The sequence below is a fragment of the Alteromonas sp. KS69 genome (assembly GCF_003989595.1).
Classification (GTDB): Bacteria; Pseudomonadota; Gammaproteobacteria; order Enterobacterales; family Alteromonadaceae; genus Alteromonas; species Alteromonas naphthalenivorans.
In genome coordinates this window covers 1-26023 of record NZ_PYHU01000045.1, presented here as the reverse complement: position 1 = coordinate 26023, position 26023 = coordinate 1, and the positions used below count along the sequence as shown (strand labels likewise).

General features: G+C 43.3%; 25 protein-coding genes and 1 pseudogene. 12 read left to right on the top strand and 14 right to left on the bottom strand.

Features of this window, described 5'->3' with window-relative positions:
- Window positions 1-33: 33 nt before the first annotated feature.
- On the top strand, window positions 34-582 hold the full coding sequence (locus C7Y69_RS18955) for a DUF3833 domain-containing protein (protein WP_126873817.1): 549 nt from the start codon (window positions 34-36) through the stop codon (window positions 580-582).
- A gap of 40 nt (window positions 583-622) precedes the next feature.
- On the opposite strand, the gene C7Y69_RS18950 is transcribed toward C7Y69_RS18955, so the two are convergent.
- The 3 genes from C7Y69_RS18950 to aceK all read right to left on the bottom strand — a co-directional run bounded on the left by C7Y69_RS18950 (window position 623) and on the right by aceK (window position 4564).
- Window positions 623-2089 (bottom strand): sensor histidine kinase, encoded by a 1467-nt coding sequence (locus C7Y69_RS18950; protein WP_126873816.1) that lies wholly within the window; start codon window positions 2087-2089, stop codon window positions 623-625.
- Entirely contained in the window at window positions 2083-2766 is a 684-nt protein-coding gene (locus C7Y69_RS18945; protein ID WP_126873815.1) for a response regulator transcription factor, read from the bottom strand. Before C7Y69_RS18945 ends, C7Y69_RS18950 begins: the two co-directional genes overlap by 7 nt.
- 67 nt (window positions 2767-2833) lie before the next feature.
- Window positions 2834-4564 carry a bifunctional isocitrate dehydrogenase kinase/phosphatase gene (gene aceK, locus C7Y69_RS18940; protein WP_126873814.1) on the bottom strand — a complete coding sequence of 577 codons (1731 nt, stop codon included), beginning with the start codon at window positions 4562-4564 and terminating at the stop codon, window positions 2834-2836.
- 252 nt (window positions 4565-4816) lie between these two features.
- On the opposite strand from aceK, the gene C7Y69_RS18935 reads away from it, so the two are divergent.
- Window positions 4817-5203: a response regulator gene (locus C7Y69_RS18935; RefSeq protein WP_013782875.1), complete on the top strand. Its 387-nt coding sequence runs from the start codon at window positions 4817-4819 to the stop codon at window positions 5201-5203.
- Between the two features lie 127 nt (window positions 5204-5330).
- Here C7Y69_RS18935 and arsB read toward each other — a convergent pair whose 3' ends face one another.
- The 6 genes from arsB to C7Y69_RS18905 form a co-directional block, all read right to left on the bottom strand.
- The gene (gene arsB, locus C7Y69_RS18930) at window positions 5331-6344 is read right to left on the bottom strand and encodes an ACR3 family arsenite efflux transporter (RefSeq protein ID WP_013782876.1); all 1014 of its coding nucleotides are present in this window, start codon (window positions 6342-6344) and stop codon (window positions 5331-5333) included.
- A 63-nt stretch (window positions 6345-6407) separates the two neighbouring features.
- Window positions 6408-7139, bottom strand: coding sequence for an arsenical resistance protein ArsH (gene arsH / locus C7Y69_RS18925; protein ID WP_126873813.1), 732 nt, complete (start codon window positions 7137-7139; stop codon window positions 6408-6410).
- Window positions 7139-7609 carry an arsenate reductase ArsC gene (locus C7Y69_RS18920; RefSeq protein ID WP_126873812.1) on the bottom strand — a complete coding sequence of 157 codons (471 nt, stop codon included), beginning with the start codon at window positions 7607-7609 and terminating at the stop codon, window positions 7139-7141. The genes arsH and C7Y69_RS18920 overlap by 1 nt, the downstream gene beginning before the upstream one ends.
- Window positions 7610-7662: 53 nt before the next feature.
- Complete coding sequence (locus C7Y69_RS18915) at window positions 7663-8016, bottom strand: metalloregulator ArsR/SmtB family transcription factor (protein WP_013782879.1); 354 nt, start codon at window positions 8014-8016, stop codon at window positions 7663-7665.
- 122 nt (window positions 8017-8138) lie between these two features.
- Window positions 8139-8807: a protein tyrosine phosphatase family protein gene (locus tag C7Y69_RS18910; RefSeq protein WP_244360738.1), complete on the bottom strand. Its 669-nt coding sequence runs from the start codon at window positions 8805-8807 to the stop codon at window positions 8139-8141.
- 77 nt (window positions 8808-8884) lie between these two features.
- A complete protein-coding gene (locus C7Y69_RS18905; protein ID WP_126873811.1) occupies window positions 8885-9631 on the bottom strand; it encodes a hypothetical protein in 747 nt (248 codons plus the stop codon).
- Window positions 9632-9762: 131 nt separating this feature from the next.
- On the opposite strand from C7Y69_RS18905, the gene C7Y69_RS18900 reads away from it, so the two are divergent.
- Window positions 9763-10902, top strand: coding sequence for a sensor histidine kinase (locus tag C7Y69_RS18900; protein ID WP_126873810.1), 1140 nt, complete (start codon window positions 9763-9765; stop codon window positions 10900-10902).
- On the top strand, window positions 10899-11543 hold the full coding sequence (locus C7Y69_RS18895; protein WP_126873809.1) for a response regulator transcription factor: 645 nt from the start codon (window positions 10899-10901) through the stop codon (window positions 11541-11543). The genes C7Y69_RS18900 and C7Y69_RS18895 overlap by 4 nt, the downstream gene beginning before the upstream one ends.
- A gap of 70 nt (window positions 11544-11613) precedes the next feature.
- On the opposite strand, the gene C7Y69_RS18890 is transcribed toward C7Y69_RS18895, so the two are convergent.
- Complete coding sequence (locus C7Y69_RS18890; RefSeq protein ID WP_126873808.1) at window positions 11614-12762, bottom strand: S-(hydroxymethyl)glutathione dehydrogenase/class III alcohol dehydrogenase; 1149 nt, start codon at window positions 12760-12762, stop codon at window positions 11614-11616.
- 236 nt (window positions 12763-12998) lie between these two features.
- Here C7Y69_RS18890 and C7Y69_RS18885 point away from each other — a divergent pair, with 236 nt between their 5' ends.
- From C7Y69_RS18885 to ung, 5 genes are all read left to right on the top strand, one after another.
- Window positions 12999-13874: a LysR substrate-binding domain-containing protein gene (locus C7Y69_RS18885; protein WP_126873807.1), complete on the top strand. Its 876-nt coding sequence runs from the start codon at window positions 12999-13001 to the stop codon at window positions 13872-13874.
- A gap of 329 nt (window positions 13875-14203) precedes the next feature.
- The gene (gene thrA, locus C7Y69_RS18880; protein ID WP_126873806.1) at window positions 14204-16669 is read left to right on the top strand and encodes a bifunctional aspartate kinase/homoserine dehydrogenase I; all 2466 of its coding nucleotides are present in this window, start codon (window positions 14204-14206) and stop codon (window positions 16667-16669) included.
- Between the two features lie 59 nt (window positions 16670-16728).
- Window positions 16729-17682 (top strand): homoserine kinase, encoded by a 954-nt coding sequence (gene thrB / locus C7Y69_RS18875; RefSeq protein ID WP_126873805.1) that lies wholly within the window; start codon window positions 16729-16731, stop codon window positions 17680-17682.
- A 53-nt stretch (window positions 17683-17735) separates the two neighbouring features.
- Window positions 17736-19022, top strand: coding sequence for a threonine synthase (gene thrC, locus C7Y69_RS18870; protein WP_126873804.1), 1287 nt, complete (start codon window positions 17736-17738; stop codon window positions 19020-19022).
- Window positions 19019-19678 (top strand): uracil-DNA glycosylase, encoded by a 660-nt coding sequence (gene ung / locus C7Y69_RS18865; RefSeq protein ID WP_013782889.1) that lies wholly within the window; start codon window positions 19019-19021, stop codon window positions 19676-19678. The genes thrC and ung overlap by 4 nt, the downstream gene beginning before the upstream one ends.
- 146 nt (window positions 19679-19824) lie before the next feature.
- Here the strand turns inward: ung and C7Y69_RS18860 are convergent, their stop codons facing one another.
- From C7Y69_RS18860 to tal, 3 genes are all read right to left on the bottom strand, one after another.
- Window positions 19825-20001 (bottom strand): DUF3545 family protein, encoded by a 177-nt coding sequence (locus C7Y69_RS18860; protein WP_013782890.1) that lies wholly within the window; start codon window positions 19999-20001, stop codon window positions 19825-19827.
- Between the two features lie 307 nt (window positions 20002-20308).
- Window positions 20309-21958, bottom strand: a complete 1650-nt coding sequence (pgi, locus tag C7Y69_RS18855) for a glucose-6-phosphate isomerase (protein WP_126873803.1) — start codon at window positions 21956-21958, stop codon at window positions 20309-20311.
- 18 nt (window positions 21959-21976) lie between these two features.
- Entirely contained in the window at window positions 21977-22936 is a 960-nt protein-coding gene (gene tal / locus C7Y69_RS18850; protein ID WP_013782892.1) for a transaldolase, read from the bottom strand.
- 288 nt (window positions 22937-23224) lie between these two features.
- On the opposite strand from tal, the gene yaaA reads away from it, so the two are divergent.
- On the top strand, window positions 23225-24001 hold the full coding sequence (yaaA, locus tag C7Y69_RS18845; protein ID WP_126873802.1) for a peroxide stress protein YaaA: 777 nt from the start codon (window positions 23225-23227) through the stop codon (window positions 23999-24001).
- Between the two features lie 75 nt (window positions 24002-24076).
- Window positions 24077-24715 carry a glutathione S-transferase family protein gene (locus C7Y69_RS18840; protein WP_126873801.1) on the top strand — a complete coding sequence of 213 codons (639 nt, stop codon included), beginning with the start codon at window positions 24077-24079 and terminating at the stop codon, window positions 24713-24715.
- A gap of 88 nt (window positions 24716-24803) precedes the next feature.
- On the opposite strand, the gene C7Y69_RS18835 is transcribed toward C7Y69_RS18840, so the two are convergent.
- Entirely contained in the window at window positions 24804-25082 is a 279-nt protein-coding gene (locus C7Y69_RS18835) for a tRNA-binding protein (RefSeq protein ID WP_348272399.1), read from the bottom strand.
- 561 nt (window positions 25083-25643) lie between these two features.
- On the opposite strand from C7Y69_RS18835, the pseudogene C7Y69_RS18830 reads away from it, so the two are divergent.
- Window positions 25644-25973, top strand: a pseudogene (locus C7Y69_RS18830) (polysaccharide lyase family 7 protein); the annotation flags it as partial.
- Between the last annotated feature and the right edge of the window lie 50 nt (window positions 25974-26023).

The window sequence follows — 26023 nt, the reverse complement described above, 5'->3', positions numbered from 1 at the left end:
TGGGCAGCCATATAAACTTAAATTGAGGTCACTATGAAATTTATACAGCGCACGGTGTTAGTCGGGCTTTTATCTTGCCTTACTCTTATAGCCGGATGTTCTACATCGGTAGATGGCAATACTTACAAACAAGTTTCACCCACGTTTAATATTGAGGAATTTTTTGCTGGCAACGTTCGGGCTTGGGGCATAGTACAAAATCGTTCTGGCGAAGTGGTTCAGCGCTTTGTGGTAGATATTGAAGGTAAAAACGAGGGCGGTACATTAACGCTAGATGAAACATTCACCTACGGGGTAGGTGAAGGGCCAAAAACTCGTACGTGGAAAATTGTTAAACAGGCCGATGGCACCTACGTGGGCAACGCGGGCGATATTGATGGCCCTGCAACAGGCACTTCATACGGCAACGCATTTAACTTTCATTACAATATGGACTTACCGGTTGATGATACAACCTATGCAGTTACCTTCGATGATTGGTTTTGGGCATTTGACGATAGCGCCATGATGAACCGCTCATACATTAGAAAATTTGGCGTGGTAATGGCTGAGGTGACTATTTTTATGCAGAAACAAAACTAGTGTCGATTTAGCTCTTTATCAAAGCATCACCATCGAAGCATTAACGGGGGAAGGTGAATACTACGCCCAACCCGTGACCTTGCATAAGCGGGTCGTGCACAAACCAAAGTTTACCTTTGTGCAGTTTAATAATTGCCGAAACAAGTGATAACCCCAACCCGTTCCCTTCACAGGTTCTGCTTTTATCAGCTTGGAAGAAACGACGTTCTAAACTATCAAGTTCATGTTCATCAACTCCCTTCCCATTATCATTCACGCTGATAATCACATGGGAAGACGTGGCGGTAAGTTGTAGCGTAACGGTTCCGCCATCAGGCGTGTATTTTATGGCGTTATCTAGCACATTCGCTACTGCTTGAAACAGTAAGTTTGGATCGCCGTAGAACTGAACTTTAGACAGCTGACTAATAAGCTTAATATCTCGGTCTTCGGCCAATGGTTGATATAAATCCTCTACATCAATAATCATTTCACTTAGCTCGGTTTCACAAAACCCTTCTTTTTTGTGAACCGTTTCTAGTTTGCTAATACGCAAAAGACTATTGAACATATTTAACAGTTTGTCAGCTTCGTAGGTAGTTTCGTGGCGTAGCTTCTCATCACCAATATGTTCTAAATTATTGCGTAAGCGTGCCAGCGGTGTACGCAAGTCATGGGCAATACTGTCGCTTACCGACTTTATATTGTTCACCGCACTTTCAATGGTATCGAGCATATGATTGAACACAACAGCCAATCGACTTAAGTCATCCCAGTTGCTGTCTATTTCCAAGCGTTCTTCTAAATTACCAGTGCGAATAATGGAATCGGCAGTTTGTGCCATGCGGTTAATACGCTTAACCACGTAAAGTGCGACTGCAAAGCTTATGGCACCCAATACGCATAGCAAGGCAATAATTATCCAACCAAACGTTTTCCCTAACCACTGTGCACTGTATAAATCATCGATATTCCGGCCAACAAACAAAGAATAACCTTCTAGGTTTACTTCCTCGAAAAGAATACTGTTGGTTGATTCAGAAAAGGAATAGCGGGTACTGTCTTGCGCGATACTCTCTTTTTCGAAACTCTCTTTTTCGCCAGTCAGTGCGGGTAATTTAATAATGCTTGTGAGAGGAGTGCCAGCGTCAACACTTTCACCCATGGCAATAGGCCACATTGGATAATTGCCTGCTACTATCTGGTTTTCGCTGTTGCGAAGTACCACAATTAACCGAGATGGCGTTAAGGCGTGGGAGGTGTCGGTTTGGTTCGAATCTGACGAAAGGCTTGGTGTGGTTCTCGCTTGAATGTTACTAATAACCGCATCAATACCTACTTGCTCATGCAATAGCGTAAACGCGTAAGTTTCAGCATCAACCGCAGCGCTTGCCTCACGAATAAATACGTCACTACTGGCAAGACGCCAGAAGTAAACGATAAATAAGATAGCAACAAGCGCTAACGAGGTAAGTAATACCCCAACTCGAAAACTAGAACTTCGGGTGAAGTTGCCTATTGCTAACACACAACAGGATCCGCAATTCTATATCCCGTGCCTCTTACCGTTTCAATAAGAGGAACGTTAAATGCTTTGTCTACTTTTTGACGCAAACGGCTGATATGCACGTCGATAACATTGGTTTGCGGGTCGAAGTGATAATTCCAAACTTGCTCCAACAGCATGCTGCGTGTTACGACCTTCCCTTGATGGCGCAATAAGCACTCTAGTAACTGGAACTCTTTTGATTGTAAGTCTATTTCGGTATCACCGCGTTGTACCTTCCTGTTAACAAGGTCAAGCGTGAGATCGCCCACTTTGATAAGTGTTTTATCACCGCTTTCACGTTCTCGTCCTGCTAACCCTTCAACACGGGCGAGTAGTTCTTCAAACGCAAAAGGTTTGGTTAAATAATCGTTGGCGCCTGAACGTAAACCCCGAACTTTATCTTCTACTTGGCTTTTCGCACTAAGCAGTAGCACAGGGGTAAGCACGTTATCCTTTCGTAAACGTTCTAAGATAGTAAAGCCGTCTAACAAGGGCAGCATTACATCTAATACAATAACATCTACGTCATCGGACAAAGCTTCAGCTAAGCCCCTTTCGCCATCACGCGCCGCAACGCAGCTGTGCCCTTCACCAACAAATCCTTTTTCAATGTGAGCGGCAACCTTAGGATCATCTTCAACAAGTAGCACATTCATGATTTTGGTACTTCTAATTAATGGAGTTAAATATCAGTGTTTATACATACAATCTATCGTGTTGCGATCACTTTGGGTTGCCATTAGCACCCCTATTAAAACGGACATTAGCGTTATATGGCGTAAAGTGTTGAATGTCGCCACGAGCACATTTTATCTGTACTTCGTGCCAGTATTCTGGGGTCATTAGGTCGCCATGCAACGACTTCAAAATGTCCTTAAGTTTGCGTTTTCCAACAATAAAATGTTCAAACTGCTCGGGGAAGACATCGCTAGGACCAACTGACAACATGTCCATCGCATAAGGGTCATCTGATTTGGGTAGCGCCCTGAAATGACGTTCGTTCATTAAACATATTTCATCATAGTCGTAAAAGATAACTCTGCCATGTCGGGTGATACCGAAATTTTTATGCAGCATGTCGCCAGGGAAGATATTCGCCATGGCTATTTGTTTAATACAAAGTCCTAACTCGTTTAATGCGCTGCGTACTTTGCCTTCATCTTCTTCTTGTTGAAGATACAAATTGAGCGGAGTCATCTTACGTTCTATGTATAAATGCTTAATGACCAGCTCGTCTTCGGTAAATTCGAGGCTAGAAGCGCAGGTTTCTTTAAGTTCTTCGATTAAAAGGGGGTCGATACGAGACAAGGGAAAGCGAAAGTTAACGTATTCATGGGTGTCTGCCATTCGTCCCACACGGTCGGACATTTTTACTAACCGGTAGCAGTCTTTAACATGCTCTCGGGTGATCTTCTTACTTTCGGCAAATTCATCTTTAATAATTTTAAACACTACCCCGTAAGAGGGCAGGTGAAACACCATCATCACCAATCCTCTAATGCCAGGCGCGGCCTCGAAGTGATCGTCCGTAGTATCCATATGATCGAGAAAATTACGATAAAACACGGTTTTCCCGTGCTTGTAATGACCAAGCGCCATGTAAAGCTCAAAGTGCTTCTTGTTAGGTAATAGTTCTTGCAGAAACGCCGCCACTTCTGCTGGGTTTTGGGTGTCTGCCATAAAGTAGCTTCTGGCAAAACCGAAAATAACGCTTAAATCACTTCTGTCTGTGAGCAGTGCGTCTACAAACAGGGTATGTTCATCACTGCGTTGCATAGAGATAACAAAAGGAAGGGTTTCTTCTGGCATGCATATTCTGCCAATAAGATACGCCGATTTTCCTCTAAAAAACGTGGGTTTTAGCAGTTCCACAGTATGAACACTGGCCAATTGCTGTGTGGTTAATCGCTTTCTAAGTGCTTCTTCAAGGTTTTGCATGTCACGTTCGTAATCTTCAAAAGGGATGCCGTAGCGATAGATTTTGAAAATAGACACGTACATCTCGCGTACCGTGGTGGTGGTATCGAAGCTGTGAATGACTTTATCTCGGTCTTGGCCGGGTAAAAAGCAGCGACTTGGCAATACAAACATCATGCTGTTGTCGATTTTGCGGTGTTTGAATAAACGTCCAATCACAGAATTATAAAAGGTTTCGGCTAGCTCAAATTGCGGGTGGCCTTCAAGTTGTCGTGCGAAAACCTTCTTGAGGTCTTGCCAAAACTCGTCATTTTTTTTATGAACTTCGGTTAAATGGTAAACATCGGCAACGGCATCTGAAAGGCTTTGTTCATAGATGGTAATACGCTCTTTTGAAGCGAGCTGAATTTCTTTCCATTGGCCTTGCTCAAACCGCGATTGGGCACCTCTAGTAATTCGCGTAAACCAGCGATAGCTCTTATCAAAATGAGAAAGAATTTGATAAGCAACTTTTTTAGAAAGGGTTACATCCAGCATAATTTAGCCTTTAACAATAAGTGATATTCAATGCAGTGCAATGTGCTTTGTATTTATATTTGGCTGCATATACCTTCTAAAGTAACAAATATTTACGATAAGCTACTGGAAAATTGACCTAAAAGTGTTTTTTTATACTTTCGTTTAATATAGTCTTATCCCTACTTTCTTCATCCATGTTTTCGACAATAGACGCATTGCTTTGAGTTCCTTGTGGCGATATACGTACTTGTAGATGACTAAGAGTTGACCATGAGCTTTAACATTCTGATTTGTGATGATTCGGCGCTAGCAAGAAAGATGGCGCGCCGTAACTTGCCCGATGGATTAGCAAGTGAAATTTATGAAGCATCTAATGGTGTGGATGCGCTTGAGATAATGGGGCATCATCGCATTGATTTAGTGCTGCTAGATTTAACCATGCCGATACTCGACGGGGTAGGCGTGCTTGAAGAAATAAAGCGCCGAAAAATAGAAGTGTTTGTAGTGGTCATTTCAGGTGATATTCAGCCGGTGATGCAAAACCGCGTGATGGAACTAGGCGCGCTGGCATTTATTGAAAAGCCGCTAAAACGACTGCCATTAGAAACTACCTTGAAGCGCTACGGATTTATTCTGCCAGAAACCATGGCGTGTTAAATAAACATCTTCACGGGTAATGATATTGGGTGTTCATGCACTTATAAATACCAAAAAAGGAGCTCATATGAGCTCCTTTTTGCTTTTAGTTTTGTGTTAACTTTTGTCGCGCTAATGAATGCTCATGTTAGTCAAACCAGTGGCGAGTTCTATTCGCGAACCATACCAGCGATAACATAACTGGTACTTCAACCAGCACACCAACAACGGTTGCTAGGGCAGCACCACTATGTAAGCCAAATAAGGATATGGCTACTGCAACGGCTAATTCGAAAAAGTTAGACGTACCAATCATGCAGGCAGGTGCTGCAACATTGTGTGGTAGCTTCATTTTTTTCGCTGCAAAATACGCTATCGCAAATATACCGTAGGTTTGAATAAGAAGCGGTATCGCGATAAGCACGATGTCTTGAGGCTGGGCTAAAATTGTTTCTGCTTGAAAGCCAAACAGCAATACAATGGTAATTAACAGCCCAAGTACCGAAAATGGCTTAAAGCGTTCAATAATTGCCGTTACCGCTTGCTCGCCCTTTTTTTCCATCTTCTTACGTGTGATAACACCAGCGATGAGCGGCAATACCACATAGAGCACTACAGATAGGATCAAGGTATTCCAGGGTACTGTGATATCGGTAACACCCAGTAACATAGCCGTGATAGGGGCAAATAAGATAATCATTATCAAGTCGTTAATAGAGACTTGAACTAAGGTGTAGTTTGCATCGCCTTTTGTTAAGTGGCTCCATACAAATACCATGGCAGTACACGGTGCTACACCTAGTAAAATCATACCCGCGATATATTCAGTGGCCGTTTGTGGGTCTACCCAATCGGCAAAAATGCCTTTGAAGAATAACCAGCCAAGTAGCGCCATTGTGAAAGGCTTTATCAACCAGTTCACGACTAAGGTAAGTACCAGCCCTTTGGGCTTTTTACCCACATCTTTTATGGATGAAAAATCAATTTGAATCATCATTGGGTAAATCATGAGCCAAATTAGTACAGCAATTACCAAATTTACGTGAGCATATTCAAGGCTAGCTACTAGCGCAAAGAAGTCTGGAAAAAGACTGCCGACGGCTACACCTGCAATAATACAAAGTCCTACCCATACGGATAAGTATCGTTCGAAAAATCCCATGAGACAGTGTCCTTAATGACGTTAATGTCTTTAAAACTTACAATCTGTTGTTCACAGTATTGTTTAAATCGTTTTTTGGTTGACCCGCTTGCTCAATTCCTCTGCGCTTTCAACGCGCTCAGAATAGCGATTAACAAGATGATCTTTGTTGTCGCGGGTCAGCAGTGTAAATTTCACCAGTTCTTCAACCACATCCACGATGCGGTTGTAGTAAGAAGAAGGCTTCATACGGCCATCGTCTTCAAATTCTAAAAAGGCTTTTGCCACCGAAGACTGGTTAGGTATGGTCAGCATGCGCATCCAGCGACCAAGCACACGCATTTGATTCACTGCGTTGAATGATTGAGAGCCACCACTGACTTGCATTACGGCTAAGGTTTTCCCTTGAGTTGGACGCACCGCGCCAATGCTTAATGGTACCCAGTCGATAATACTTTTAATAATGCCTGTCATACTGCCGTGACGTTCAGGCGAGCACCAAATTTGCCCTTCAGACCACATCATGAGCTCGCGAAGCTCTTTTACTTTTGGATGGGTGTCATCTTCCGTGTCATCTTCCGTGTCGGGCTGAGGCAAGCCTCTAGGGTCAAAAACTTTAGCTTCACAACCATAGTACTCAAGCAAGCGAGCACTTTCTTCAATGACTAAACGGCTATAAGAGCGCTCTCTTAACGATCCGTAAAGTAACAATATGCGCGGTTTGTGTTCAGAATACGTTTTTGCGAAATCGTCAGCTGTTGGTGTAGGTGCGACGCTAGTCACTACGTTATCAGAAGGTGATGTTTTTTCTGACATTACTGAGCTCCTTTTTCCTGAAGTGCCTTTTTAACGTCTTCGATAGCAAGGTTACGAGATGCAATATCACTTAATACGGCAACGCGGCTTTCAATAATATCGATGGTGTTGAAGAACGCTTGGGCTTTGTCTTCTTCACTACCTTCTAATTTCGAAGGATCTTCAAGACCCCAGTGCAACTTCAGAGAATTACCAAAATACACTGGGCATGCTTCACCCGCTGCTGAGTCGCACACGGTAATGACGATGTCAGGCTGGTAGTCTTCAAAGTCGTCCCAAGATTGGCTTTTAAGCCCATCGGTATTATAGCCACGCTCGGCAAGGTACTTTACTGACAACGGATGCACTTCACCCACAGGTTGGCTACCCGCGCTGCGCGCTTCTAAAGATGAATTGCTTGAAGCATTAGTAATGGCTTCACAAAGGATGCTACGGCAACGGTTGTGCGTGCAGATATACAATATTTTCATTACAAAAATCCTGATGGTTTACGTCACATATTTGAAAAAAGTAAGAAGGGTGTTTAACAGCCAGCGTCACATTTAAGGTTGTTTAGGGCATCGCTAATATAGTCAGCGTTGTTTGTGGCAGATAAATGAATCACTTCTTTGGCCCAGGCAGGAAGCGCTGGGTTGAGGCGGTAATAAACCCATTTACCACGTCGGTCGTCAGCCACTAGCCCGCATTTACGTAAATCGGCCAGATGACGGGATATTTTGGGTTGGCTAAGATTGAGCGCGTCGGTTAAATCACACACACAAAGTTCGTCTTTAACACAAAGCATAAGCAGTGTTTTTAGCCGAGTTTCTTCCGCTAAACACTTAAACAATGAAAGGGGTGAAAGCGAAACGCATGAAGTAGAAGTTGCTGCAGTCATCATTTATCTCAAATACGCTAAATCATATATGTTGGTATCGTATATGAATTTTCGTATATGTCAAACTTAAATGAAGTCTTACTATGCTCTTGGTGATGTCGCTACCAAGATGTAATTAGAAATTATTGTTCAAGAGGCTCTATCTGAGGCGTTACAGAGGTAACGAGTTGAGCATTGTGGGTTTGGTTAAAGTCATCTATCACGGTATTAATAAATTGAAACCAGGTTTGATTCGGTTGCCAAATTGCCAGTAAGTCTTGTTTAGCCGATAGCTCTGATTCACCTAATGCGGTAATGCGGTACAAATAGGTAAATACGGCACCTCGCCAATTCAATTTACAATGAGTAAGCACCTTATCATCGGCTGAATTTGCTTGAGCCATATAGCCCGTATACTCTTTGAAATTGGCAAGGGTGGGGTGTTCCCATTCAACTTGAATGTTGTGATAGTTAAGCGATAGTGCTTCAACCATTAGCTGTTCTTGCCCTCGCTCGCCGGGAATGAGATCTATAACCCTACTTATCCCCTCGTCTTTCAATAATTGAAAATGCGCAGCAGAAGGCAAACCTGAGCTCACCATGTGTTCGTTATTAACTTGGTAATTGGTGAGTGATTCTAGGGTTACCTCTGCCTGGGGCGCAGCTACTGTTGCTGTATTTTGCGCTGCACTTTGCGCTGAATTGGTAGTAGAGACAGTGGTTGTATCAACTGCCACTGTTTGGCCCATAGCGACCACTGTTGTAGATAGAACAATAGACAAAGAAAAGAGAGTTACAATTTTATATTTCATAGCAATTATGATTACCAAGTAGCACTTATTTATAAAGTGTAGACTGCGCTAAATAACAAATAAATACAATTGCGTGGTTACTTTGCGGCTTTTAGATTTGGGTTAAACATATTCAAATACTTTCTGCTTAGCCATATAGTAAAAGGGACACCGATCAAACTTGGCAATACCCAACTTCCTATCTGAAGCAAGGGTAGGCTTTGAAATAGGTTGCGGCCACCGAAAGCGAAAAATGCTGTGTAGGCTCCAATGCCTGAGCCAATAATATGCCCGATGTGTTGAATCACCCATGCTCCTTTAGCAATGTCTTTTTTGAATGCATATCGCACAATGCCAACGCTGTTAAATAGTGCGATAGGCGCAAAAATTTGAGTCAGCGTAATGTTGTATTTTATGCCCTGATACAACGCGATACTGGCTACAACAAATAGTGCAGTAGGTAACCATAAATATTTAACCTTCCGAAGCTCGCCTCGGTTAACTTTTACCTCTAAGACTCTTTTAGCGTGCCTGACATTATTCCAAACCAGCAGGCTTAGCATGAGCAAGAAAATATACTGGCCTTGAAGGTAAGCAAGAAAGTACTCCACAGATTCAAAATGCGCCGGCATCGTCGGAAAGATGAGAAGGGGAGCAAGCAGTACTAATGATGAGCTAACTACACCACTGACTGATGTCAGCGTCATTGTGGCTAGGTAAACATTACCTACCTTTTTATGTTGTTTTCCGCCTTTTTTGGTAAAACATGGCCCCCAAAAAAGTAGCAGTGAAATTGCACCACAAATAATGTGAAATAGAACGATAGCGCTGTGAATGTTTTGCATGACTTACACCTTAAATATTTGATGTAGCCAGTTTGCCGATATCTTCTGTTTAGTATTAGTGCCGAAGGTCACAAGATAAAAAGTGACTTTTGGCCTATGTATTTTTCGTAGCTTAAGTTAATAATAGGTTTATGAAAATACTCAGTTTTATGAATATAGAGCGAGCAAGCGCCTTAGTAACATGGCTGTTTGTGAGTAGCTCTGCGCTTTACTACGCATTTAGTCAATATGGTGTCTCATCCCACAGACCGTGGTTGATTGTTGCCGCAGCAGTTGGGCTAGCGCTGTGCTTTAGTGTGGTAACTAGGCGGGACACGTCGCTTCCTTCTTGGCGTATTCCGCTATTAATTGTAATGTACTTATTGGCAGTAGGGAGTTTGCTTTTACTGCCTTACAGTTATCTCGCTATATACTTAGTGGTATGGTCGGCATTGCTACCTTATTACTTAGGGTGGAGAAAATGTTTGGCTGTTTCAGTATTAGCGGCTTTACCTTTAGGGGTGATTCACACCTTCTATTGGCAAGATCCCTACGCATGGCTAACGGCCGCACTGTTTTGGACATTTAATTTATTTGCCATGATGATGTCGAATGTAGCTATTAAAGAAAAGTCCGCCAGAGAGAAATCTGAAGCACTAAATCGACAGTTAACCAGTGCCCAGCAACTCATTCACCAAGCCGGTCGACAAGACGAAAGGCTGCGCATTGCCAGAAATATACACGATGTATTAGGGCACCACTTAACCGCGCTTACCATCCACTTGCAGGTGGCTTCACATAAAGCCAAAGGTGCTGGGGAAGATGAAGTAAAGACCCACGTAGACCAGTGTCACAGCTTAGCAAAGTTGCTTCTATCAGATGTGCGAGAAGCGGTTTCTGATATTCGCGAAAACGCCCCATTAGATTGGCAGCAAGCGGTAAGGGCATTATTTAAAGACTTACCGCGTCCAAGCCTTCAATTATCTATTGCCGATAATGTCAGCATTGAAGATGTCACGACAGCAGATATCTTACTTCGCTGCGTACAAGAAAGCTTAACCAATACCATTAAGCATACGCAGTCTGCGCAATTACAAGTCACCTTAGATAAAAGCGAAAAAGGGTATTCATTAACGCTGCAAGATGAGCAAGTGCCTACGGCAAAAACAATTCAGTTAGGTAATGGGTTGACGGGGATGTCGGAGCGAATTGAAGAGTCAGGTGGTTCGGTGAAATTTAGTTTTAATAAACATGGGTTTTTTACGCATGTGTTGTTGCCGGAGCCAGTATGAGTATTCGTGTTGTATTAGTTGAAGATCAAATGTTAGTGCGACAAGGGATACGCTCCTTGTTGGCATTGGATGATAGTGTAGAAGTCGTGGCCGAGTGTGATGACGGTGCTTATGTTATTGATGCACTTAATGCTAATAGTGCAGATATTGTATTGATGGATATCCGAATGCCCGAGATGACGGGTATTGATGCTTTGCGTGCAATGCGAAAACATAACATTGATACCCCCGTTATTATGTTAACCACATTTGACGATCATGAACTGGTTACTCAAGCGATGCAGTCGGGGGCGAAAGGGTATTTGCTTAAAGATGTCTCACTTGAAACCTTAATTGACGCAATTAAATCCGTCGTTAATGGGGAAACCCTTATTCAGCCCAGTGTTACCGAAAAAGTACTAAAAGGGTTGCACGGGTTAGAGGTTAGTTTCGAGTCATTTGAACAACCAGAAACCTTGAGCCCAAAGGAAATTGAGATCTTACGTTTAGTGGCCGCTGGCTACAGTAATAAAGAAATATCTGAAGCTATGTTTAAATCAACCGGTACGGTTAAGAATCAAGTGTCTGCCATTATGGCGAAAATGGGCGTGAGAGATAGAACACGAGCCGTGCTAAAAGCGCTAGAGTTAGGGTGGTTATAAACATAAAAAGGCCTGCATTAGCTAATGCGGGCCTTTTAACACTTAAACACAGTTTGTTAGAAGCTAAGCGCTATTTATCCATGTGCACAACAGAACGAATACTTTCGCCTTTATGCATTAAATCGAACGCATCATTGATGCCATCAAGCCCCATTGTGTGTGTAATGAATTCTTGTAAGCCAAATTCACCCTCTAGGTAGCGTTCAACAATACCCGGTAGTTCAGAGCGACCTTTCACACCGCCAAAAGCAGAACCACGCCATACTCTGCCAGTTACTAACTGGAATGGACGAGTAGATATTTCCTGGCCAGCACCCGCTACACCAATAATAACTGATTCGCCCCAACCTTTGTGGCAGCACTCGAGTGCTGAACGCATCACATTCACGTTACCGATACACTCAAAAGAGTAATCTACGCCGCCGTCGGTCATTTCAACTATCACTTCCTGAATAGGTTTGTCGAAATTTTTAGGGTTAACAAGGTCTGTAGCACCAAGTTGCGTAGCAAGGTCGAATTTACTTTCGTTAATATCAATACCAATAATACGACTAGCGCCCGCCATACGTGCACCAATAATAGCTGAAAGCCCAATGCCGCCTAAGCCAAATATAGCAACGGTATCGCCTTCTTTTACCTTAGCAGTATTAAGCACAGCGCCCATACCCGTGGTAACGCCACAGCCTAACAAGCAGACTTCTTCAAGCGGCGCTGATTTGTTCACTTTAGCCAGTGAAATTTCTGGCAATACGGTGTATTCAGAAAAAGTAGAGCAACCCATGTAATGGTAAATTGGCTCACCATCTTTCGAAAAGCGGCTGGTGCCATCAGGCATTAAGCCTTTTCCTTGAGTTTCACGAACCGCTTGGCATAAGTTTGTTTTGCCAGACGTACAGAATTTACATTCACCGCATTCCGCTGTGTATAAAGGAATAACATGGTCGCCTACTTCAACAGACGTCACCCCTTCACCTACCATTTCTACAATACCGCCACCTTCGTGGCCAAGTACTGAAGGAAACACACCTTCTGGATCATCACCTGAAAGCGTAAATGCATCGGTATGACACACGCCGCTGGCAACAATACGTACTAGTACTTCGCCTTTTTTTGGAAATTCAACATCAATCTCTTCCATCTTTAACGGTTCACCAGCGGCCCATGCAACGGCTGCTTTGGACTTAATATGTGTCTGACCATCTTTCAATGCTAATGTCATGGCATGCTCCTAAATAAGTGTAAGTAAACAACACGATGTCGTTACCTTTAATTTCTTACGTTATGAAATAGATTATAGACCTGAGGCGTGACTTTATAAATACAGATTTGGTAATTCATTATTACTTGAGTGTAATAATGTGTTGGTGTTTAATTGTAAGTTAACTGGCGTCTTCTAGTGAGTGTTTATCCCCATAGCGCCATGCTAAAAAACGAGAATCTGTAAAGGTATAAACGATGACATGGGAAGGTATTGTAGAATTTTGTGCAGTAGCGAGTACAGGCAGCTTTACTGCGGCTGCTGCTAAATTAAATACGTCGGGCGCGCAAATAAGTAGAAAAGTCGCCAATGTGGAAAAGCGTTTGGGAGTGAAGTTATTCAACCGTACCACCCGAAGTGTGTCACTCACTCAAGCAGGACATATTTATTTTGAACAATGCCAACCAGCACTAAAAGCGTTAGAAGAGGCTGAGCTCAATATTAGCCAACTTCAAAAAGTACCCCAAGGGCTGATTAAACTCACGGTTCCGGTCGCTTTTGGCGAAGCTTTTATCGCCCCGCTTATTAATCAGTTTTTAAAAAAATACGAAGGTATAGAAGTAGAGTGTCGTTTTACTAACGACACCATGGATATTATTGATGAAGGTTATGACCTTGCCATACGCATAGGTAATTTAGAAGATTCTACGTTGGTGGCCAAAAAGCTGGCTACTCGACAGCTATATGTATGCGCCAGCCCTGAATATTTAAATGCCTTCCCTGCACCGAAGCGTACCGACATGCTCAGCGAACACCAGTGCTTAGTAGGATCTCAGCCCCTTTGGCGGTTTAATCATGAAGGGCAAGTGCAAACCGTGCGTGTGAAGGGAAGAGTGAAGTATAATAGTGGTAATGCCTTACATCATGCTGCATTGGCCGGACTGGGTTTAGTACAGCTGCCAGGATTTTATGTACGTGAGTCGTTAGCGGCAGGCAAGTTAATAGAAGTACTATCATCATATCGAGACAAGCGAGAAGCGGTATGGGCATTGTTTCCATCGAACAGGCATTTAGTGCCAAAAATACGCTTGTTAGTTGATTTTTTATCTGCGAAATTAGTTGATGATGAATAGTTCTTACTACCCGAATCTAGCATTGCTTGATTGATTATCGCTTAAATCGAAACGTGAAATACTTTGTGTTTCACTTTTTGCAATACAGTATGGTGAAAACTGCGGTTGACAGATAGACGTCTATACGGCAAATTGACCCTATGAAAACGATTCTTCTTATTGGCACCACCAGCATTATGATTACCACCTTAAAACGGGCGGTCGCTGGCTAGTGCAAGTAAGCATAAGACAACGAAAGCCCGCCCTCACAGAGAGCGGGCTTTTTTTTACTCACGTCATCGTAACCGATTTAAAGCAGTAACCTGGCGTAACCGATATAGGAGCAGCACATGAAAGTCTTAAAGTTTGGGGGCTCATCACTTGCCGACGCACCGCGCTACTTGCGCGTGAACGACATTAGCACGGCCACCCACCAAACCGATGGCGCTGCAGTGGTACTTTCTGCCCCTAAAGGGGTAACGAATGCATTGTCACTTTTATGTGAGCAGGCAGCCGCTGGCGAAGATTTCCACCCTCTATTTGAAAAATTAACGTCTACCGTGACCGGTATTGCTGATGCACTAAACGAAGAGCTCAGCGGCTTCGCACACGCGGATGTTACCGACTTCATTCTTGCGCAACTGCGTGTACTTAATCAACACCTCGATGGTATTAAACTATTAGGTGTTGCACCTGACAATATTGCCGCAGGTATTTTAAGTATTGGCGAGTACATCTCGGTAACGTTATTTAGCGGTATCTTAAGCGCTAAAGGCGTGAAAAATCGTATTATCGACCCGGTGACTTACATTCTTGCAGAAGGTGAGTACCTAGACAGCATTGCTGATGTTTCGTTAAGTAAAGCGCGCTTTACCGATGTGCCTATCGATGGTAGTGAGTTACTGGTCATGCCTGGGTTTGTTGCGGCTAACGAAGCCGGTGAAAAAGTTACGCTTGGTCGCAATGGTTCTGACTACTCAGCGGCTATCTTAGCAGCTTGTATTGATGCGAGTTGTTGTGAAATTTGGACTGACGTAGACGGTGTTTACAATGCCGATCCGAATCAAGTTGAAGGGGCGGTATTGCTTGATAAGCTTACTTATCAAGAAGCCATGGAGCTTTCGTACTTTGGTGCAAAAGTACTTCACCCGAAAACTATCGGCCCCATTGCCCAGCATCATATTCCATGTTTGATTCGTAATACGCTGAACCCAGCGGCGCCTGGTACGTTAATTAGTAATGAAGCCAGCGAAAAGTGGACCTCGGTTAAAGGTATCTCTCAACTTGATAATGTCACTATGTTCAACGTGGCAGGCCCTGGTCTTAAAGGCATGGTTGGCATGGCAAGCCGTGTTTTTGAGGTGATGTCGAATGCGAATATTTCAATAAGCCTAATCACTCAGTCTTCTTCTGAATACTCAATAAGCTTCTGTATTCAAAGTAAAGATGCTGATCGCGCGTTAAGCTTGTTAGAAGATGCCTTTGCGCTAGAGTTGCAAAACCAATTGTTAGACCCTATCGAAGTGCGCCATGACTTAGCGATTGTTACCTTAGTGGGTGACGGTATGCGTCATGCGAAAGGCTTGGCGGCACGCTTCTTTAACTCGTTGGCGCAAGCCCGCGTTAATAACGTGGCGATAGCACAAGGCTCATCAGAGCGTTCTATTTCAACAGTTATCGAAAACAAGCGGGCGAAAAAAGCGGTTAAGGTTATTCACCAGAATTTTTTCTCAGACCGCCATACCATTGATGTGTTTTTGGTAGGGTGCGGTAACGTGGGTACTGAGCTTTTAAGCCAAATAGCAAAACAACAGCCAGCTTTACTTAATCGTAATGTACAGCTGCGGGTATACGGTATTGCGAATAGCCGTAAGTTGTTACTTAACAGTCAAGGCATAGATTTAAGCCAAGACTGGAAGCCAGCATTAGATGCGGCCAGTGAAGGGCTTTCCGTTGAACGTTTACAACAGTTTGTGGACGAGAACAGCTTGGTAAACCCGGTCATTGTGGATTGCACTAGCCACGATGCTATTGCTCAGCAATATGTAGACATGATGGAAAATGGCTTTCACGTAGTGACACCGAATAAGAAAGCCAATACCAGTTCACTAGACTACTACCGTAAGTTGAAGAAAACAGCATTATCTACGAATCGTCAGTATCTATACGAAACTACGGTAGGCGCAGGATTACCGGTAATCGACAACCTTCAAAAACTATTCAGTGCAGGTGATGTATTACACCGTTTTGAAGGCATATTATCAGGCAGTTTGTCTTACGTATTTGGCAAGTTGGAAGAAGGAATGTCGCTATCTCAAGCGACAAGTACAGCGAAAGATAATGGCTATACCGAGCCAGATCCTCGTGATGACTTAAGCGGAATGGACGTTGCCCGTAAGCTTCTTATTATGGCCCGTGAAGCAGACTTAAAGCTTGAGCTTTCTGATATTGAAATAGAATCGGTATTACCTGCTGGTTTTGCTGAAGACTGTTCCATTGAAGAATTCATGACACAGTTGCCTGAACTTGATGCTGAATTTGCTAAGCGTGTAGATGCTGCAAAAGCCGAAGGAAAAGTACTTCGTTATATAGGTAGCATTGAAGGCGACAAGTGTAAGGTAACGATTCAAGCAGTGCCTGCGTCTAACCCATTATCGCAAGTGAAAGACGGCGAGAACGCGTTGGCCATTAACAGTGATTATTACCAGCCTATTCCTTATGTTATTCGAGGCTATGGGGCAGGTGGTACAGTAACGGCTGCGGGGGTATTTGCTGATATATTACGTACTATGCCTTGGAAGCAAATGGCACACTAATTGGCTTTTTTAACGTTAAAGAGCCACTGAAGTTTAAAGAGTAATTAAAGAAAAGTATTATGAAAGCATTACGAGCATATGCGCCAGCATCTATTGGCAATGTAAGTTTAGGGTTTGATGTATTAGGCGCCGCACTTGCCCCTGTCGATGGTTCGCGCTTGGGCGACGAAGTCGATATTGAAAGTGCAGATACCTTTTCGTTAACCACGGTTGGCCCTTTCGCACACAAATTGCCTAGCGACGCAGACAGCAATATTGTGACTCAATGCTATCACTACTTTTGTGCGCAAATGGAGAAAGTCGGGAAAGCGACTTCACCAGTGGCGATGATTTTATCGAAAAACTTGCCAATAGGCAGCGGTTTGGGGTCGAGCGCAAGTTCTATTGTTGCCGCTTTTGTCGCATTAAACGCTTTTTATGATTATCCCTTCGATGAAGACACTTTATTGACCATGATGGGTGAACTAGAAGGGCAAATCAGCGGTAGCATTCACTACGACAACGTGGCGCCATGTTATGTTGGCGGCATGACATTGATGACTGGGGCAACATCTCCTGTAACCTTATCGCTGCCTTTAGTGAAAGACTGGTATTATGCTATTTGTTATTCTGGCATTAGCGTATCTACGGCGGCCGCCCGTGACATATTACCCAAGCAGGTTGATATGGCCACGGCGCTCACTTTTGGTCGCCAGTTAGGGGTGTTTGTACACGCCTTGCATGCAGGTGAAAATGATCTTGCTGCCTCGGTAATGAAAGATGTAATTGCAGAACCGTATCGTAAACAGTTACTGCCGGGTTTCGATGAAGCAAGAGCCTTCAGCGAACAAGAAGGCGCGTTAGCCTTTGGTATTTCGGGTTCCGGCCCAACCGTATTCGCCGTATGTGACAGTAAAGAAAAAGCGCAGCGTATCGTTGCCTATTTAGACGAACACTATATTCAAAATGAAGATGGCTTTAGCCATGTGTGCCAAATCCCTGAGCAGGGAACCACGGTTGGCCCTATCGCTTAATGAAGTGATACAGCAGCTAGATGTTACGGCACAACGATAAAAGGTATTAAAACGTGGAATTGGTTAATTTAAAAGACGCACAGGACACTGCCTCATTCTCTGAAGCAGTTAAAAGAGGGTTGGGTAAACAACAAGGTTTGTATTTCCCTACTCATATCCCGAAACTAGACAACATTGACGAACTGCTTGAAATGCCGTTCGCGGAGCGCAGCATAGCAGTACTGCGTGCCATTATTGGTGATGAGCTTAACAATGGCGAACTAGAAGATATTGTGAATACCGCATTTGCTTTTGGCGCGCCGGTAGAGCAGGTAAGCGACAATATTTATACCTTGGAGCTTTTCCACGGACCGACATTGGCGTTTAAAGATTTTGGTGGTCGCTTCATGGCGCAAACCTTATCAAGAATTAGTGAAGGTAAACCAGTCACTATTCTTACCGCCACTTCTGGTGATACAGGTGCTGCGGTAGCGCATGCGTTTCACGGTATTGAAAATATCAATGTGGTCATTCTTTTCCCTAAAGGCAAAATTAGCGCCCTGCAAGAAAAGCTGTTCACCACTCTTGGTGGCAATATCCATACAGTAGCTGTTGAATCTGATTTTGATGAATGTCAGTCCTTAGTAAAAGCATCATTCGACGACCCAGACATCCGTGAAGGTTTACACCTTAACTCGGCTAACTCGATTAATATCAGTCGCTTGCTAGCCCAAGTATGTTATTACTTTGAAGCGGTAAGCCAATTACCTAAAGATAAGCGTGATCAACTAGTTATCTCTGTACCAAGTGGAAACTTTGGTAACTTAACCGCCGGTATGATTGCAAAATCAATGGGCTTGCCAATTAAACGCTTTATCGCTGCCACTAACGCTAATGATACTGTGCCACGCTATTTAAAAACTGGCGAGTGGGCGCCGAAGAAGACTGTCGCTACTATGTCGAACGCGATGGATGTTAGCCAACCTAACAACTGGCCGCGCATTGAAGCCTTAATCGAGCAGGGCTATGTTGATAAAGGCTGCTTAAAAGGCGAAATGGTAGATGAAGAGTACACTCAGCTAGCTATGCGCCAATTAGCGCAATTAGGCTATACCAGTGAGCCTCACGCCGCTATTGCTTACCGTGCAGTTAGCCACGATTTAGAAGACGGCGAAATTGGCCTATTCTTAGGTACTGCGCATCCTGCGAAATTCCGCGAAACGGTAGAAAACGTGCTGGGCACGCCTATTAGCTTGCCTAAGCCGTTAGCTGATGTAGCCGGTGAAGACAGCCTTGCTGTTGATTTGCCTGCATCTTACGATGCGCTTAAACAGCACATGTTGGATTTACTAAAAGCGTGACCACATGGGCACAAGCATTGGGCAGTGAAGAAGATAAGCCTTACTTCAAAGCCCTAATGCAAAAAGTAGAATCTGAACGTGAAGCGGGTAAAGTCATTTACCCGCCTTCAGAAGATGTATTTAACGCCCTGACGATGACACCGCTAGAAAAAGTAAAGGTGGTGATATTGGGGCAAGATCCTTATCACGGCCCACATCAAGCTCATGGCTTATGCTTCTCGGTATTGCCAAACATTAAAACACCTCCCTCGCTGGTTAATATTTATAAAGAATTAGCCAATGATATTACCGACTTTTCCATTCCGAACCACGGCACGCTTACCTCTTGGGCCGAACAAGGTGTACTGCTGCTTAATACCGTGTTAACGGTAGAGCAGGGCAAGGCGAATAGTCATGCCAAGTGGGGATGGGAAACTTATACTGATGCGCTAATAGAGGCAATTAACACGCACGCAGAAAACGTGGTGTTTTTATTGTGGGGCAGTCATGCACAAAAGAAAGGCAAGCATATCAAACGCACTAAGCACTGTGTGCTACATGCGCCACATCCGTCACCGTTATCAGCCTACCGAGGCTTCTTTGGCTGTCACCACTTTAGCGACACCAATGCCTACCTAGCAAGCAAAGGACTTTCACCCATTCTTTGGCAGGTATAGTTTCTGGCAGTTGTAGCCTATTGAAAGGATCGCGGTTAACAAAAGGCAAACGTTAGGCGTCGTTCTTTCGCAACTTTGAATGCCGCTTTGAAAGTAAGAAGCCAGAAAGTAAAAAGGCCGCCTGTTATTAACAGGCGGCCTTTATATTATCTTTCCAGTGTTTCTAACTCGTATTCGAAACCACAATCGAGTTCAGAGAGCTCCTTTTCCAGTTTGAAGCGATCTTGAAGCGCTTCAATCTCTCTCCACTTGCGTTTTTTACTTTTTGTTTTCGCTGGGCTTGCTTCAATATCTAACATGGCAAATAAGTCTGATTTGTCCACTGGGATTCTCCTTTTTATTACCACTACAACAATACAGAGTTTGGTATTTATTCCCTCTGTATAATTTTGTATCACAGCCACAATTAAAATAAAACAAGTAAATTTACTTTTTATTAACAAATTGTGACAGTATGATGACACAGGTAGATATCGTCAGTGTGTTTAGCAAAACAGTTAGCAGGTTACATACTTAGCAGCAAGTTAGCTTGTACGTTCTTATTTTCTGCCAATAAAAACGGCCGGGGGTAAGCCGGCCGTTCAGTTATTATTTGCACCAAATTTGAGTGATTACATCACTCGGACTTCCTTATTTTGGTGCATTCGCTGCTCTGAAACGGGCAATCAATTGTTGGGTAGATGCGTCAAAACTTTCTTCTTCTGCATTTCCCTGAATGCCTGCTAGTACTTGGTTGCCCAGTACTTTTCCTAACTCTACGCCCCATTGGTCGAATGAGTTAAGGTTCCAGATAACACCCTGAACGAATACCTTATGCTCATACATTGCAACTAGTGCGCCAAGTGTCTTAGGCGTAAGGCTATCAAACATTAAGGTGTTACTAGGCTTGTTACCCGGCATCGTCTTGTGGGCCGCCAAACGAGTACGTTCCGCTTCGTCTAAGCCTTTGCCTTCTAGGTCGGCATAACACTCATCAAAGGTTTTGCCTTGCATAAGCGCTTGCGCTTGGCCAAAGCAGTTAGATGCTAACATCGAATGATGTGTGTCATCTTGGTTAGGTACATTCAACGGCAACATAAAGTCAGCTGGAATAACCCCAGAGCCTTGGTGAATAAGCTGATGGAAGCTGTGCTGGCCGTTAGTACCTTCACTACCCCAAATAATAGGCCCTGTGGCGTAATCTACGGCTTCGCCGCCTTGAGTGACTTGTTTACCATTACTTTCCATATCAAGCTGCTGTACATAAGCAGGTAAGCCGCGAAGGTAGTGGTAATAAGGAAGAAGTACTTGAGACTGTGCATCGAAGAAATTACGATACCACACGCCTAATAGTCCAAGTAATACAGGTAGGTTTTGTTCTAACGGGGCTGTTTTAAAGTGCGTGTCCATGTCGAACGCGCCTTCAAGTAAACCTTTAAAGTTTTCAAAACCTAACGCTAAAGAAATAGGTAACCCAATTGCTGACCACAAAGAATAACGGCCACCAACCCAATCCCACATAGGGAAAATATTATCTTCTGCTATTCCGAACTCAGTGGCCGCTTTTACATTTGAAGACACGGCAACAAAGTGCTTCGCGATATCTTCTTGCGTGCCGCCAGATTTTAAAAACCAAGCCTTGGCAGAAAGTGTGTTTTGCAATGTTTCTTGCGTAGTGAATGACTTAGAAGACATCACGACAAGGGTTTCTTCATGATCGAGTTTAGTTAACACATCATGAATATGGCAGCCGTCAACGTTAGCCACAAAATGAACCTTAACCGTCTCAACCGTATGAGGTTTTAGGGCTTCGGTCATAATTTTAGGGCCAAGGAAAGAACCGCCAATACCAATCGCAACAATATGCTTCACAGATTTGCCTGTGTAGCCTTTATGTTCGCCACTGTGAACTAATGCAGTGAAGTCGCGAATTTTATCAAGGGTGGCACGTACTTCGGGCATGACGTCTTCGCCATCAACCATTACAGGTGAATCAGAGAAGTTACGTAACGCGGTATGAAGAACCGCACGACCTTCAGTGCTGTTGATTTGCTCACCGTTAAACATGGCGTCGCGGGCGTCATCTAACTTACATGCACGGGCTAAATCGAAAAGTGCACCTAACGCGTGTTCGTTTACGCGGTTCTTAGAGTAATCAAGAAAAATGCCGCACGCTTCTAACTGCATTTTTTCAGCACGCTTAGGATCAGCCTTAAACCAATCACGCATGTGTGCATCTTTCATTGAAGCTGCAATTTGATTAAGTGCTTGCCATTGTGGCAATGATGTTAGTGTACTCATTTACTAATTCCCTGTGGTTTATGCACTTAACTTTTCACGAAGCATCACTTCGAGCTTGTCTTGGTCTGCTGCGAAGTTGCGGATACCTTCAGAAAGCTTTTCAGTTGCCATGGCATCTTGGTTCATTTCCCAGCGGAATTCAGACTCGGTCAAACGATCGCCAGGGGTTTTAGTCGCGCCATTATCTTTAAGCTTAACAGTAAGTTCGCCCGGTTCATTGGCAAGCTCTTCTAATAAAGCAGGGCTTATAGTTAGGCGATCGCAGCCCGCTAATGATTGGATTTCACCAATGTTGCGGAAGCTTGCGCCCATGACTACCGTGTTGTAACCGTGTTCTTTGTAGTAGTTGTAAATACTGGTAACCGACACCACACCTGGATCTTCATCAGCAGCATATTCAGTTTTACCAGTCGATTTTTTGTACCAATCTAGAATACGGCCTACAAACGGTGAAATAAGATATGCGCCAGCTTCAGCACAAGCGCGCGCTTGGGCAAAGCTAAATAATAAGGTTAGGTTGCACTGAATACCTTTTTTCTCAAGTATTTCGGCAGCCTGAATGCCTTCCCACGTTGATGCCATTTTAATTAGAATACGTGATTTATCGATACCAGCATCTTGATAAAGTTGAACAAGACGCTCGGCTTTTTCTACGGTGGCATTTTTGTCGAAAGACAAACGGGCATCTACTTCCGTAGAAATACGACCTGGGATAGAGTCTGAAATCTCTTTACCAATAGCCACAGCAAGTTTGTCGGATGCATCGATAAGCTGTTGATCGCTATCAGATGATTGTAGTTTAGCCCACGCTACTGAGTCGTCGATTAGGCTGGCATACTGAGGCAAGCTGGCGGCTTTTAACAACAAAGATGGGTTTGTTGTTGCGTCTACTGGCTGGTATTTTTTAATTGCGTCGATATCGCCGGTGTCGGCAACGACCGTGGTGATCTCACGTAACGAAGCTAGCTGGTTGCTCATAATTCTCTCTAATCTTAAATTAAAAAACTCGGACGAATTGCCGGAAAGGCAAGTCGTGTAAAGCGGTTCGCTTTTGCGTATGTAGGGCGTAATTGTTTGATAGGTTCAAACGTTTGCGTATTTGGGTATAGTTATACCAAACCCGTGTGACAATTTATAGCGCAGACACGGGAAATACTGGCTAATCGGATTTCTCTGTTACGTTGATTTATGGGTTTTTAATGCTAAATTCAACCTCAACTTTTTCACAGTGGTATAATAAAGCCTGAAAAAGATAAGGAGTCGAAGATGTTAGTTGTAGTATCCCCAGCGAAAAACCTAGATTTTGAAACCCCCATTGAGGTGGATGATTTCACGCAGCCTACCATGCTTCAAGACACAGAGCGTTTGATGGAAGTGTGCCGTACCCTTTCGCCAGCCGACCTTTCTTCGTTAATGAAAATTAGTGACAAGTTAGCCACACTTAATGCTAATCGATTTGCTGAATTCTCTACCCCTTTCACTGCTGATAATGCGCGACAAGCCATGTACGCATTCAATGGTGATGTATACACAGGGCTAGACGCTAATACACTAAGCAATAAAGCCGTTAGCTATGCCCAAGACCACTTGCGAATTTTGTCAGGCCTTTACGGTTTGTTACGCCCATTAGATTTAATGCAAGCATACCGTTTAGAAATGGGTACCAAGCTTGCTAACCCGGAAGGTAAAGACTTGTATGCGTTTTGGGGGAGTCGTATTACTCAGGTTTTAAACGACGCCATGCATGCGCAGGGTGATAACGTTTTGGTGAACCTTGCTTCTAATGAATACTTTAAGGCCGTTAAGAAAAAAGAACTTGAAGGTATGGTGATTACACCTGTCTTTAAAGACTATAAAAACGATCAATATAAAATTATCAGCTTTTTTGCCAAAAAAGCTCGTGGATTAATGGCAAGATATATTATTGAAAACGAAGTAAGTGATGTTGAAGGGTTACAAGCTTTCGACAGTGAAGGTTATGTTTATAGCGAGTCACAAAGTACAGCCACTGAATTAGTCTTTTTACGACGCCAAGACGCATAAGCTGTTTGCACCGCGTTTTGGCTTCAATATGGCTTTATGCTGTTAAATTGAAGTATTTTAAACGCGGAGCACGCAATGTATACACTTTATGGATACCCGAAAACGCGGTCGGTAAGGGTGGCATGGGCTTTAGAAGAAATTGGCTTACCTTACGAGTACAAGGTGGTGAATTTAAAAGCCGGTGAACACTTAAACTCAGCATTTAAAACACTTAATCCGGCCACTAAAATTCCTGTATTAGTCACTGAACAAGGTGCCCTTTCTGAGTCAGGTGCCATAGTGACCTTCTTAGCAGAAAAGCATGCAATGGAAGAGTTTATTCCTGCATCAGGTACATTTGAACGTGGGTTGTATGAGCAAATGATGATATTTGCCGTTAGCGAACTAGAGCAGCCCTTATGGAGTAAAGCAAAGCATACCTTTGCTTTACCTGAGCAGCATCGTATTCCCCAGATGCAAAACACAGCAGCGTGGGAATTTGATCGAGCGTTAACAGCGTTCTCGCTACTTCTTAATGACAAAGAGTATGTGTGCGGCAGTTTGTTCACAATGGCCGACATCGTGACAGCCCAAGTGTTGTCATGGGCAAAAGGCAGTGAGCTAGACCTAAAGTTCGGCAATGTAAAGTCATATGCTGAACGGGTGTTGTCTCGCTCGGCCTATGAAAAAGCATGGCGCAATGAAGTTGCGCATTTGGCTAAGGCGGATGCTTAAGCCTGCTTTATGAGGCTAGTGTTGATAGCTCGTCTTGATTGCTCGTTTTGAGAAAGGACGCAGAGCGATGTAGCCACGGGTTAAATAGTCAGCCCAGTTTTGCGCCATTAGGCACAGGTTTGTCGGGGCTGACTAACACCACACCATCTTCACGATAGAAACCTGTCACCAAGCATTCTGACATAAATGGGCCTATTTGTTTGGGCGGAAAGTTAACTATAACCACAATTTGCTTTCCCAATAATTCTTCAGCTAGATAGTGTTCAGTTATTTGAGCACTGGATTTAAGCGTTCCAATATCCTCACAAAAATCAATAAGTAGTTTGTAGGCTGGCTTGCGAGCCTCAGGAAACTCGCTGGTTTCAATAATTCTTTAATAATTGTACCTGTTCTTTGAATTTGGACACCCATAGTTCTGTATAGCAATTTATAGACACCCACGTATTTGAAGGCTAGACGAACCTACTTCTTTAGCCTATTAAATATGAACAAGCGTCTATCTAGCAGACCCTCTATTTAGCAGACAGTCACAAATGCAAGGTTCAAAAAGAGTTTCACCCATGAGTCTCATCAATATTCTCACCACTAATGGACACCCACACTTTTTTAGCTTTTAAACCTTCCTTTACGTTTCACTAGCCCATACTAGGCAATTGTTCTCCACAACCTAATGAATGAAATGAAAGTATTTTGTAATTAAATTGTTTGAATGTTAAATTGGTATTACATTAATTCTTCGTTGGTAATGTTTTTTGGTATTTTATCTCTGCTTTTAAATGCATCCTTGATGGTTTATTGGTAAAGCCGTTTGTTGTTATGGAAGAGATTCGTATCAAGCAAGTACCGCATAAGAAGTACGCTTAACATATAATTTAAAAGGTTTTTTATGAAAGTTATCATTCAACGAGGAAAGTGCAGTAATGCGGCTATGTTGCTCATACTTTCAATATTTAGTGTTGGTGCTATCGCAGATGACGTTCCCGCTGATAAATTTGATTTAAGTGAGTGGAATATTACGCTACCGACTGATGAGAATAATGATGGGAAGCCAGATAGTGTGTCAGTAAAAGACATCCAAGATTTTTCCCATCCTGACTTTTTTTATGTGGACGAAAACGGCGGCATGGTTTTTACGTCTCCAAACAAAGCGCTGACAACCGCAAATTCCAGTAACACCCGTAGTGAACTACGTCATATGTTGCGTGGAAAAAGTACACGAATTAAAACTAAGTCTCCTAAAAACAATTTTACTGTAGCTAGGGCCTGTTGATCTTTGCTGCATATATTTCACTCAGCAGTACATGGGTA